General features: G+C 37.8%; 8 protein-coding genes. 4 read left to right on the top strand and 4 right to left on the bottom strand.

Features of this window, described 5'->3' with window-relative positions:
- Positions 1–145: 145 nt before the first annotated feature.
- The gene (gene pepN, locus GTH25_RS05895) at positions 146–2,761 is read right to left on the bottom strand and encodes an aminopeptidase N (RefSeq protein WP_164530389.1); all 2,616 of its coding nucleotides are present in this window, start codon (positions 2,759–2,761) and stop codon (positions 146–148) included.
- Between the two features lie 340 nt (positions 2,762–3,101).
- Between pepN and pncB the strand changes: the two genes are divergently transcribed.
- The 4 genes from pncB (at position 3,102) to GTH25_RS05875 (ending at position 9,087) form a co-directional block, all read left to right on the top strand.
- Complete coding sequence (pncB, locus tag GTH25_RS05890; RefSeq protein WP_075673129.1) at positions 3,102–4,316, top strand: nicotinate phosphoribosyltransferase; 1,215 nt, start codon at positions 3,102–3,104, stop codon at positions 4,314–4,316.
- Between the two features lie 268 nt (positions 4,317–4,584).
- Positions 4,585–5,985, top strand: a complete 1,401-nt coding sequence (gene asnS / locus GTH25_RS05885; protein ID WP_109402632.1) for an asparagine--tRNA ligase — start codon at positions 4,585–4,587, stop codon at positions 5,983–5,985.
- A 340-nt stretch (positions 5,986–6,325) separates the two neighbouring features.
- Positions 6,326–7,477 carry a porin gene (locus GTH25_RS05880; protein ID WP_075673127.1) on the top strand — a complete coding sequence of 384 codons (1,152 nt, stop codon included), beginning with the start codon at positions 6,326–6,328 and terminating at the stop codon, positions 7,475–7,477.
- Positions 7,478–7,896: 419 nt separating this feature from the next.
- Positions 7,897–9,087: an amino acid aminotransferase gene (locus tag GTH25_RS05875; RefSeq protein ID WP_075673126.1), complete on the top strand. Its 1,191-nt coding sequence runs from the start codon at positions 7,897–7,899 to the stop codon at positions 9,085–9,087.
- Between the two features lie 154 nt (positions 9,088–9,241).
- Here the strand turns inward: GTH25_RS05875 and GTH25_RS05870 are convergent, their stop codons facing one another.
- The 3 genes from GTH25_RS05870 to ldtD form a co-directional block, all read right to left on the bottom strand.
- Entirely contained in the window at positions 9,242–9,892 is a 651-nt protein-coding gene (locus GTH25_RS05870; protein WP_156733155.1) for an MBL fold metallo-hydrolase, read from the bottom strand.
- Positions 9,893–9,929: 37 nt separating this feature from the next.
- Entirely contained in the window at positions 9,930–10,478 is a 549-nt protein-coding gene (locus tag GTH25_RS05865) for a peptidoglycan L,D-endopeptidase MepK (protein ID WP_075673124.1), read from the bottom strand.
- A 329-nt stretch (positions 10,479–10,807) separates the two neighbouring features.
- Positions 10,808–12,535 carry a L,D-transpeptidase gene (gene ldtD / locus GTH25_RS05860; RefSeq protein ID WP_164530388.1) on the bottom strand — a complete coding sequence of 576 codons (1,728 nt, stop codon included), beginning with the start codon at positions 12,533–12,535 and terminating at the stop codon, positions 10,808–10,810.
- Between the last annotated feature and the right edge of the window lie 216 nt (positions 12,536–12,751).

Here is a 12,751-nt window from a genome sequence, read left to right as displayed (position 1 = left end):
CGTGCATCATATAGATAAAAGCACGAAAAGTAAACGTTTCAATTTCACAATTCGCCATAAAAAATCCCCAGACTATGCTGGGGATCTAATTATCATGCTGATTTTATACTATTCACTCACTCATAAAGTGATATAAAACGTAATATTAATCAGCTAAAGCTTTGGTGATTTTCTCATATAAATCACCTGATAAATTCTCAAGTTCTTTCAGTTTTAATAACTCTGTACGCATTTTTTCTTGGCGTGTTGCATCATAACGTTTGAGACGGATAAACGGCTCAATAAGACGTGATGCAACTTGTGGATTACGGCTATTTAAGTCAGTCAGAATTTCTGTCAATAATAAGTAACCAGAACCATCTTCAGCGTGGAAAGCGACTGGGTTATTATTTACAAATGCGCCAATTAACGCACGAGTACGGTTAGGGTTTGCAAGTGTAAATGAGCGATGAGATAACAGACTACGTACTGTCTGTAACACATCTGTTGCTGGACTCATGGCTTGTAAACTAAACCATTTATCCATCACTAAACCGTCTTGATGCCATTTATCATCGAATTCTTGTAATAACGCATCTTTGCAAGGTAACTGAGCCATTACAGCAGCGCTAAGTGCGGCTAGCGCGTCGGTCATGTTATCGCTGTTGTGATATTGCGCATCAACAAGTTTGTTGCCTGTTTGCTCATTTTCAACTGCTAAATAACCTAAGCAAACATTACGTAAATCACGTTTTGCAATATCATCATGATCAACACGATAAGCACCAATATGCATTGAATGATAAACAGCAGAAAATTCATCGGCCATTTCAGTTGCCAGTGTTTTACGGATAAAACCAAGCGCTTTATGGATAGCGACAGGATCAATAATACTAAATGATTCGCCCGCTTCAACATCTGTTGGTAATGTCAGAATAAGTGCAGCTAATGCCGGATCAATATCTTTATCAAGTAATACTGCACGGAAAGCATCAACCACCATTTCAGGCAAAATGCAGGTTTCACCCTTTTGAACTCGAGCAACATTTTCTTTTATATAGCGGCCTAATAATGCTTGGGCTGCATCCCAACGTGAAAATGCATTACGTGCATATTTCATTAAGAATGAGAGTTGCTCATCCGTAAATGGATAGTCTAGTTTTACAGGCGCAGAGAATTCACGTAATAAAGATGGGATCGGTTGTTCTGGCACATCGTCAAAGATAAAGTGTTGCTCTTCACGTACCACATTTAATACATTAGAAATAGTTTGACCTTGTGAACGCAGTGGGATCACATTGCCTTTGCTATCATACAATTCAATATCTAATGGAATATGTAACGGCTGTTTTTCAGTTTGATCTGCTGTCGATGGCGTCATTTGACTAACAGTTAAAGTGTATTGCTTTTTATTAGCATCATAACTATCACGAACTGTCAGTTGTGGCGTACCTGATTGGCTATACCAACGACGGAATAAAGTCAGATCAACATTAGAGGCATCTTCCATTGCTTGAATAAAATCGTCACAAGTTGCAGCACTACCATCATGACGATGAATATACATTTGAATGCCAGCTTGGAATTGCTCTTCGCCTAATAAGGTGTGGATCATTCGGATCACTTCCGAACCTTTTTCATATACCGTTAAAGTATAGAAGTTGTTCATTTCGATCACACTGTCAGGACGAATTGGATGCGCCATAGGGCTTGCATCTTCGGCGAACTGAGCAGTACGCATCACCCGTACATTATTGATACGATTAACAGAACGAGAGCCTAAATCAGAGCTAAATTCTTGATCACGGAAAACCGTTAAACCTTCTTTTAGGCTTAACTGGAACCAATCACGACAAGTGATACGGTTACCTGTCCAGTTATGGAAATATTCATGACCAATAACAGACTCAATTCCTAAATAATCTTTGTCCGTTGCCGTTTCACTTTTGGCTAGTACATATTTAGAGTTAAAGACATTCAGTCCTTTATTCTCCATCGCACCCATATTAAAGAAGTCAACAGCGACTATCATATAGATATCGAGATCGTATTCTAAATTAAAGCGAGATTGATCCCATGCCATCGCATTTTTCAATGATGTCATTGCCCAATCGGCACGATCTAAATTACCTTTATCAACAAAAAGCTCTAAAGCGACTTCACGACCGCTTTTGGTGATAAAAGTATCTCGTAATACATCAAAGTCACCCGCCACTACCGCAAATAAATAACTTGGTTTTGGATGTGGATCTTCCCATGTTACCCAATGACGGCCATCATCAAGTTCACCTTGTGCAATACGGTTACCATTTGACAATAAATAAGGATACTGTTTTTTGTCTGCGGTAATTGTTGTGGTGTAACGAGCTAACACATCCGGTCTATCTAAATAGTAGGTAATATGGCGGAAGCCTTCAGCTTCGCACTGTGTACATAATGCATCACCAGAAACATACAGCCCTTCTAATGCTGTATTAGCCGATGGATTAATCTCGTTAACAATTTTTAATGTAAATTGCTCTGGCAATTGTTCAATGATGAGTTTGCCGTTTTCTTCTTTATAGTGTGTCCAAGCAACATCATTTACTGCAATTGACTTTAATGTTAAGTCTTCACCATCTAATACCAATGCTGTTGCATTTGAGTTTAGACGTTTACATTGACTGATCGCTGTAACCTGAGTGTTTTCTTTATCTAAGATAAAATCAAGATGTAAATCGGTGATTGTGTAGTCAGGGGCACGATAATCTTTGCGAAATTTCGCGATTCTTTGTTGTGTCATAGAAAAAACCTTTTAGTTAACACGACTATTTAACGGTTATATTACCAAAGCTTACTCGTCAAAAATCTGTTTAGCCAGTCGAATATTCAATTGAAAACATCAAAAGTCAACAGAATGTTAACAGTTTATTAATACATGTAATCAATTTATTTGGTAAATGATGCTAATATACTCCCAAATTATGTTTAACGTGGTAAACTCATCTAAGTTTTACAGCTTGTTTTTATGTCGCAGAGAAATATTGTTGAATAGTGACGCTTTGTCGTCATATTCGGGTATACTCTCCAACCTTAACGATTTAGCAGACATAAAAACGCTCCGTGAGGATGCTTGACGCGCTATGATTTTAGACGCTACACCGATTATTACATCACTGTTGGATACCGATGCATATAAGCTCCACATGCAACAAGCGGTTTACCACCATTATAGTGATATTCCTGTCGTTGCTGAGTTCCGTTGCCGGAGTGATGAACGTCTAGGTGAATATGCAACAACCTTACGCCATCAAGTTAATATGATGGCAGACCTGTCATTAACGAATGAAGAATTTGACTATCTTCAGAGTCTCCCCTTTTTCAAAGATGACTATCTGCAATGGTTTAAGCATTTCCGTTTTAAACCAGAACAAGTCGAAATTTCAACAACACCTGAAAACCAACTAACGATCAGAATAACAGGCCCTTGGCGTGAAGTTATTCTATGGGAAGTTCCTTTGTTGGCTTTAGTGAGTGAAATTGTACATCGTGCTCGCTCGCCTCAAGTCACTCCTGACGATGCAGTTAATCAACTACGTAAATTAATTGATATCTTCTACCGTGATGCTGCTGAGCAACAGATTGACTTAGCTGATTTCAAATTGATGGATTTTGGCACTCGTCGCCGTTTTTCTTATGATGTTCAGTGTGCCATTGTGGATGAGCTGAAAAATCATTTTCCCTATCTTATTGGTACAAGTAACTATCATTTAGCTGAACGGATGCAATTAGCCCCAGTGGGTACACAGGCTCACGAGTGGTTTCAAGCTCATCAACAGATTAGCCCTGAACTAGCAAACAGCCAGCGCGCCGCCTTGCAGTCTTGGTTAGATGAATATCCAGATCAATTAGGTATTGCATTAACAGATTGCATTACAATGGATGCGTTTTTGCGTGATTTTGATAAAACCTTTGCAGAGAGCTACCAAGGTTTACGTCACGACTCAGGAGATCCAATTGAATGGGGTGAAAAAGCGATCGCGCATTACGAAAAATTGGGCATTGACCCAATGAGTAAAGTATTAGTCTTTTCTGATAGTCTCGATTTTCAAAAAGCACTGGTACTTTATAAACATTTCCATAAGCGTATTCGTTTGATCTTTGGTATTGGTACTCGACTTACTTGCAACATTCCTGAAATCACACCGCTTAATATTGTGATTAAGCTGGTGGAGTGTAATGGTAAGCCAGTTGCTAAATTATCAGATAGTCCAGGCAAAACCATTTGTGAAGACAATGACTTTGTTGACAAGCTACGCAAAGCCTTTGATGTTCCTTTGGTTAAACAAGCCTGTTAATTAACGAAAATTCTTTATAAATAAAAGAAAGGGTAATAATTGCCCTTTCTTTTATTATACCTCTGCCATAACCACTACTTTCATCAATATTTCATCTATTTTTATCAATTTATTTTATACAAAAGCTTTTCTCTTCTTTATTGACTCTTTAAACTAAAATTTCCTACTTGTTTCCTGCGCTATTGCAAGTAACATAGAAAAACTGTCCGACAGGGGCAGAATGAATTAACCAAACAATTATTTTAATTAAACGAAGAGAGATTTATTTATGATCGTTGCGCCTGTAGTCGACGTACTGCAAGGCCGTATCGCGGTTGGCGAAGACGTCACCGTTCGCGGTTGGGTACGTACAAGAAGAGATTCAAAAGCTGGTATCTCATTTCTTACCGTCTATGACGGTTCCTGCTTTAATCCAGTACAGGCCATCATTAATAATAATTTACCGAATTATCAAGATGAAGTGCTGCACTTAACCACAGGCTGTTCTGTGGAAGTCACCGGTAAAATTGTTGAATCTCCGGGCCAGGGACAGAACTTTGAAATTCATGCCACCAATGTTGTTGTGGTAGGAATGGTCGATGATCCGGAAACTTATCCGATGGCCGCCAAACGTCATAGTATTGAGTACCTACGTGAAGTTGCTCACCTACGTCCTCGTACTAACTTAATTGGTGCAGTTGCTCGTGTTCGTCACACATTAGCACAAGCACTACATCGTTTCTTCGATGAACAAGGCTTCTTCTGGGTTTCTACGCCACTGATCACAGCAGCTGATACAGAAGGTGCAGGTGAGATGTTCCGTGTCTCTACATTAGATATGAACAATCTGCCACGCACAGATAAAGGCGAAGTCGATTTCAGTGAAGACTTTTTTGGCCGTGAAGCGTTTTTAACTGTTTCTGGTCAGCTAAATGGTGAAACTTACGCTTCTGCATTAAGCAAAGTGTATACTTTCGGTCCAACATTCCGTGCTGAAAACTCAAATACCAGTCGCCACCTTGCTGAATTCTGGATGGTTGAGCCTGAAGTGGCATTTGCTGATCTTAACGATATCGCAGCACTTGCCGAAAAAATGCTGAAATACACCTTTGCGGCAGTGTTAGCAGAGCGTAAAGATGATATGGAATTCTTTGCACAACGTGTCGATAAAGACGCTATCACACGCTTAGAGAACTTTATCACTTCTGATTTTGCTCAAATCGATTATACCGATGCGGTCACTGTGCTTGAAAACTGTGGTGAGAAATTTGAAAACCCAGTTTATTGGGGTGTTGACCTCTCTTCTGAGCATGAGCGTTATCTTGCAGAGAAACACTTTAAAGCACCTGTTGTTGTGAAAAACTACCCGAAAGATATCAAAGCATTCTATATGCGTATGAATGAAGACGGTAAAACAGTTGCAGCAATGGACGTATTAGCGCCGGGAATTGGTGAAATCATCGGTGGTTCTCAACGTGAAGAGCGTTTAGATATGTTTGATAAACGTTTAGACGAAATGGGAATGAGCAAAGAAGACTACTGGTGGTATCGCGACCTGCGTCGTTATGGCACTGTACCTCATTCAGGATTTGGTTTAGGTTTTGAACGTTTAGTTGCTTATGTGACCGGTGTCGCAAACGTTCGTGAAGTTATTCCATTCCCACGCACACCAAGAAATGCAGATTTTTAATTTAGTGATTAATTAGTATTCAACTGGAAATTTGCATTGCTGTTTTATTGTACTAGTTTTACTTAAGCGAAGAAGCCAACCTCAAGGTTGGCTTTTTTTATGCATGGCTGTTATTTGATTCAAAAGTTCCCCAAAATACACACTTTGAAATACATAGTTACAATTTGTTACACTTTTTTCGTTTTTGTAGCAAATTGGGGGTAGATAAAATTTTTTACCAATGGAACACTGTCACCCGACACAGACGACACTTAACTCTCATAAATAGTTCCATAAAAATTAAGAAACTATTTCTGGCAGTGGCAAAGGTGTCTGAATAACACCAATGAGGGTAATAATAATGATGAAGCGCAATCTTCTTGCAGTGGTAATCCCAGCTTTAATGTTTGCTGGTGCAGCAAATGCAGCTGAAATGTATAACAAAGACGGCAACAAAGTAGACATCTACGGTAAAGTTGACGTTCGTCATTACTTCGCTAATAAAGACTCAGGTGAAGACGGTGATGCATCTCGTGCACGTATCGGCTTCAAAGGCGAAACTCAAATCAATAAAGATTTAGTTGGTTTCGGTCGTTTTGAATACGAAGTTAAAACTAACACAACTGAAAGCGAAAACTCTTCAAAAACTCGTTTCGCTTATGCTGGTTTTAAATTTGCTGACTTCGGTTCATTAGACTACGGTCGTAACTACGGTGTAATTTACGACACCAACGCATGGACAGACGTTCTGCCTTTATGGGGTGGCGACTCAATGGCACAAACTGATGTGTTCATGACTAGCCGTACTACTGGCGTTCTGACTTACCGTAACAACAACATGTTTGGTTATGTTGATGGCCTGAGCTTTGCTCTGCAATACCAAGGCAAAAACAACGAAAATACCAACAATACTCGTGGTTCTTATAACCCACAAAATCCAGATTCAAGCACCGCTGATGTAAAAGCCAATGGCGACGGTTTCGGTTTCTCTACAGCTTATAACTTAGGCTGGGGCGTAACACTGGGTGGTGGTTACTCTAGCTCTGCTCGTACAGCTCCACAACAACACGCTAGCTTAGCTGGTGGAGAGCGTGCTGAAGCATGGAACTTCGGTGGTAAATTCGAAGCTAACAATGTTTATTTAGCAGCAATGTACGGTGAAACCCGTAACATGACTTACTTTGGTAAAGCTAAAGATGGTTTAGTTGCTAATAAAACTCAAAATATCGAGTTAACAGCACAGTATGACTTTAAAGATTTAGGTATCAAACCTTCTTTAGCATATGTCCAATCTAAAGGTAAAGATTTAGGTCGTGATATTGGTGCTACTGGATATGATAACAATCAAGATTTAGTTAAATATATCTCTGTAGGTTCTTTCTACAAATTTAACAAAAACATGACTGCTGTGATTGATTATAAAATCAACCTGTTAGACAAAAATGATTTCACTAAAGATGCTAACATTGCAACTGACAACGTAGTTGGTTTAGGTCTGACTTATCAGTTCTAATTACCGCTTAGGTAATTAAACAGTCAAGTTAATTGATTTGAAAAGCAACACTTCGGTGTTGCTTTTTTATTTGCATAATTTGGCACACCTGCTCTCTCCTTTCCCTTATCTTTTTATTTTATCCCTATATTAATCACGCTTGATTAGCGTCTCTCTTGTGATAGCACTCTATGTAGTTTCCATTTTTGAAATATTCAAAAGTTTATCATACTAAACAATCCTGCCTTTTTAGTGATTATTTTTACATGTTAATGTAATCACAGGATATTCACTTATTTACATCTTGATTTGCTATTTATTCTCACTTAGTTCACAACTTCTTGTTAATTTATCTACAAACAGTTGGCAAAAAGGCCTCATAGCGTTACTCTTGATACTCATATTTCGGCTTCGTTTTGAGCTTAGGGAACAATTACACTATGTTTGAGAAAATCATTGCTGCACCAGCCGATCCTATTCTGGGTTTAGCTGATAGTTTCCGTTCTGATCCTCGTGAAAACAAAATTAACTTAGGGATTGGTGTTTACAAGGATGAAACAGGCAAAACCCCTGTTTTGACCACAGTTAAGAAAGCAGAAAAATACCTGTTAGAAAACGAAACCACTAAAAACTACCTTCCTATTAGCGGTATCCCTGAATTTGGCAATGTGACCCAAGCACTTTTGTTTGGTGAACAACATCCTATTATCTCTGAAAAACGCGCACGCACAGCTCAAGCCCCAGGTGGTACAGGTGCATTACGTATTGCTGCTGATTTTATTGCTCAACAAACCACTGCAAAACGTGTTTGGATAAGTAATCCAACTTGGCCTAACCATAATAATATTTTCCAAACTGCGGGTCTTGAGATCTGCAATTATGATTATTACGATGCAGAAAATCATGGGTTAGATTTTGAAGGCATGTTAGCAAGCCTTGCTAAAGCTCAAGCAGGTGATGTTGTTCTGTTCCACGGTTGCTGTCATAACCCAAGCGGTATTGATCCAACTGAAGAACAATGGCGCCAATTAGCTGAACTATCAGCAGAAAAAGGCTGGTTACCTGTTTTTGACTTTGCATATCAAGGTTTTGCTCGTGGTCTAGAAGAAGATGCACAAGGCTTACGCCTCTTTGCAGAAAAAAATCCTGAGCTTATTGTTGCAAGTTCATATTCTAAAAACTTCGGTCTTTACAATGAGCGTGTAGGTGCATGTACCATTGTCACCAAAGACAGTGATACTGCTGAAAAAGCCTTTAGCCAAGCAAAAGCAATTATTCGTGCAAACTACTCAAATCCACCAGCACACGGTGCTTCTGTAGTAACAACTATTCTTTCCAACCCAGAGTTAAAAGAAGAATGGGTTGAAGAGCTAACAACCATGCGTGAACGTATTCAGCGTATGCGTCAACTGTTAGTAACCACGCTACAAGAAAAAGGTGCTAAGCAAGACTTTAGCTTTATTATCGACCAAAATGGTATGTTCTCATTTAGTGGTTTAAATAAAGAGCAAGTTGAGCGTTTACGTGCTGAATACGGTATTTATATCGTGGGATCTGGTCGTATTAACGTTGCTGGTTTAACTCTTGAGAATATGGTTCCACTATGTGAAGCCATTGTTGCAGTACTCTAATTACCTTCTACAGTGTAATTAAGATAAATGCCACGTTATTAACAACGTGGCATTTTTATTTAAAGTAATAGAAATACAAATTATATTTTTTACTGATAAAAAAGCTCTTTATAATAAAGAGCTTTCATATTTATTCGCTTATATCAGCGTACTATTACCAGATTGGCATTTCATCTTGTAAGAAAGGGTTAAATTGACGCTCATGCCCTAAATTAGACATAGAGCCATGTCCCGGAATAAACAGATAATCATCGCCTAAAGGTAAGACTTTATTTTTGATTGAAGCAATAAGATCAGCATGGTTTCCACGTGGGAAATCGGTACGACCAATACTTTCTTTGAATAATACATCTCCCATAGAGATAATCTTATTCTGATGATTTACAAAAATAATATGCCCCGGTGTATGCCCAGGACAATGTAAAACAGCTAACGAAATTGTTTTACCGATTGTTACGGTATCACCCTCATTTAACCAACTATCTGGTGTAAATGATTTTCCACAAGGAAAATTAAACATACGACACTGCTGTTCTAATTCCTCTAATAAGAAATTATCATCTTTATGAGGACCATAAACAGGAACATTGAAGTGCTCGACAATTTGAGAGGTGCCTGCAATATGATCAAAGTGTCCGTGTGTTAATAATACTTTGGTTAATGTTAATTGGCGTGCCTCGATTTCCGCAATTAGCGTTTCGACATCTCCACCGGGATCAACAATTGCCGCTTCCTTCGTTTCATCGCACCAAATAAGGGTGCAATTTTGCATATAATTTGTCACAGGTACAATGTGATACATCATGAATCACTCCACTCTCTATTAACTAATTCTCAATAGATTACCATGAGCGAACAGGTCCTGTATCAATATGCACAAAATTACTTCTTGGATAATAGCCTACACCACCCGCTTTCATTCTTAATGCGACTTGACGAACTTTAGAAAGATCTGTGCCCACTAAACGAAAATCCATTGCTTGTCCGCGTGTATGATAACTTTTCTTTGCTACACCACTACTACTTTGGCGCAAATTATTATTAGTGACTAATGAACGATAACCTGAAATAAGCTCAACCGGCTTATTGTTATTAAGCATGACTTGCAGTAAATAGATTTGGTCAAACAATGCGGGATCGATGGTTTTGATTTTGTTTTGACGATAATCTCTAAAAAGGTGGTTTAATTTAGCAAGCTCATGTTTATTATAGCGTTTTCCATCAAAAAACTCGGCTTTAATAGTTTCACCGGTATTTAAATTATTAAAGCGAAGAATTTTTGGACGAGGTGTTGCTAATGAAGCAAATGCATGAGAAGGCAATAACCCTAACCCCACTGCGGCCATACCAAGCCCCAGCCACTTACGGCGATGCGAATCAATAATATCCATAGTATATGCACTCAACAAATTATTTCAGGAGGAAGAACCTTTATTATGACAATATTTTTCTCGAATTGTTTCTTATCGTTTGTATAGTATTGTAAATAACACTTCATTTCAATTTAACGCCATTAGTAATTTTATAAATTTAGTTATTTATACTAATCTCTATTTTTATCATTCTATTTTTAATGGAAATTTTAAAAATATTTTATAATTTATTATATTTCTAGTTATCTTATTGAAGACCATAAAAAAACATTTTTATCTTATTGATTTATATAAAAATAAAGGACAGCTGAATTAGCTATCCTTTATTCAATTTATATTTATTTATATTAAAAGTATTTCTTAATATTCTCTAAATAAGGTTGTGCATTAGTAATGACTTTGTCATAACCATAAATATCTGCACGATATTGAGGTGCATTTTCCTGAGCCACCCATGCTGTTTGATAATATAAATAAACCGGAATACGTTCAGGAATTGGCGCATATTGTGTTGAACCACGTTTTAATGCTGCATCAATTCTATCTTGTTTCCATCCTGCATCACCCAATAAAATTGAAGCAAGTTCAGACGCTTTATTAACACGAATACAGCCTGAACTTATTGCTCTCATATTTTTTGAGAACAGTGAATGGTTTGGTGTGTCATGCAGATATATCGCATCTGAATTTGGCATATTAAATTTATAACGCCCTAATGAGTTTGTTGGCCCCGGAGCCTGCCAAATTCGGTAAGGGAAGTTATTTGCGCTCATATTTAGCCAATCAATGTCATAAGGGTTAATAGGATAAGCATCATTCCCCCACCCTGAATAAATGGTATATCCCTTACGACTAAAGTAACTAGGATCTGCTTTACCTCTAGGTACAATATCTTTACGAGTCATACTTGTTGGCACATTCCAAGGTGGATTAACCACAACGTTATTTAATGCGCTACTCATAATCGGTGTTTTTCTATCAGGACGACCGACAATAACTTTTGAATCAAGAATAAGCTCGTTATTGGCATAAAAATAGAGTGAAAAATCAGGAATGTTAACCCAAATTCCTGTATCTCCAATGGCAGGTGTCAGGCGAAGACGTTGAATATTTAATGCCATAATACTCGCACGTTGTGCCGGTGTCATATTTAACCACACTCGAGTTTGTCGCCCAATAATCCCATCAGGCTCTAACCCATGCGCAGTTTGAAATAATTTAACAGCCGCAACTAAAGGTGCATCATAAAGAGTTGTTGCTATTTCCTGCTCATTCGCATCTAGTTCAGGAATTAATTTTAAATTACGTAAAATCTGTCTTAGAGGGATAACTTCTTGTGATGATTGATTTGGCTTTAATGATGTTGTTCCTTGCATTTCTGGCCAAACAACTGAGCTATGTAACTGCTTACGCACTTCTTCTTTCATTAAGTTGTAATAAGGATGAGATGGTGCATAAGAAATAACAAAACTACCTAAGGTGTTATTTTGGATATTTTGCTGTAATTCTACGACTGATTTATCAGTGGGTGATGGTAATGTTTGCATCACATTACGATACAGTAAAGATATGCCTGATTTATTCACTTGCTCAACAAAACTGATATAGCCTAAAAAAGCATCTGATAAAATAAGATCACGCGCTTCTTTTGTTAATTCAGGCGTTCCTAATTGTGTTAACCATTGCCCAAATTGGGGCTGAATACCTGAAATAGCGACTTCAGCAATTTGTTGCTGTAATTGCTGTACTATTTTTTCATCTTGCCAGATTAATGCTAAGTTATTCGCTTGGTAAACTTTCACTAGCTGGGCTAAATATAACGGTTCATATCCTGTTGGGATCCACGATTGCAATTTTGTTCTTGCTTCTAACTCGGTCACTTGTGGAATATTCATTGCTACAATTGCAGGTTCTGGCATAGCTTCATTAGCTACAGGAACTAATGTCGTGTTTTCTGTTTCGGGTGCAGATAAAGTCACTGACTCTGTTTCTGTGGCCATTGCATAATGCCCAGAAAGGAGTGTACCTATAACAACTGAATATGCGATTGCTCTTTTAATTGGTTGATACGCCATAAATCCTCTACCCTCATTCCTTATTATTATTTTGGTATCCTAGAATATTAGATGAGCTTGGAGAAGAGTTTTATAGGAATAAACTAATATTTTTAAAGTTTTGTAAGCCCCTGATAGAAATTTGATTTTATCTCATCAAAAAAAGACTATTTAGTCTTTTTTATATTCAAAATATATAATTTAATTAAAGACACAATAAAAGAACAAAAAACAGAC

Origin of the sequence: Proteus terrae subsp. cibarius (genome assembly GCF_011045835.1) — a bacterium.
GTDB lineage: Bacteria > Pseudomonadota > Gammaproteobacteria > Enterobacterales > Enterobacteriaceae > Proteus > Proteus cibarius.
Note: the sequence above shows the minus strand (reverse complement) of the source record. Positions and strands in the feature narration are given on the sequence as shown.

Bases quoted from the DNA above. Each gene is read 5' to 3' on its own strand.
- ldtD (WP_164530388.1), bottom strand. From the start codon at position 12,535: ATGGCGTATCAACCAATTAAAAGAGCAATCGCATATTCAGTTGTTATA.
- asnS (WP_109402632.1), top strand. From the start codon at position 4,585: ATGATCGTTGCGCCTGTAGTCGACGTACTGCAAGGCCGTATCGCGGTT.
- GTH25_RS05875 (WP_075673126.1), top strand. From the start codon at position 7,897: ATGTTTGAGAAAATCATTGCTGCACCAGCCGATCCTATTCTGGGTTTA.
- GTH25_RS05880 (WP_075673127.1), top strand. From the start codon at position 6,326: ATGATGAAGCGCAATCTTCTTGCAGTGGTAATCCCAGCTTTAATGTTT.
- GTH25_RS05870 (WP_156733155.1), bottom strand. From the start codon at position 9,892: ATGATGTATCACATTGTACCTGTGACAAATTATATGCAAAATTGCACC.
- GTH25_RS05865 (WP_075673124.1), bottom strand. From the start codon at position 10,478: ATGGATATTATTGATTCGCATCGCCGTAAGTGGCTGGGGCTTGGTATG.
- pepN (WP_164530389.1), bottom strand. From the start codon at position 2,761: ATGACACAACAAAGAATCGCGAAATTTCGCAAAGATTATCGTGCCCCT.
- pncB (WP_075673129.1), top strand. From the start codon at position 3,102: ATGATTTTAGACGCTACACCGATTATTACATCACTGTTGGATACCGAT.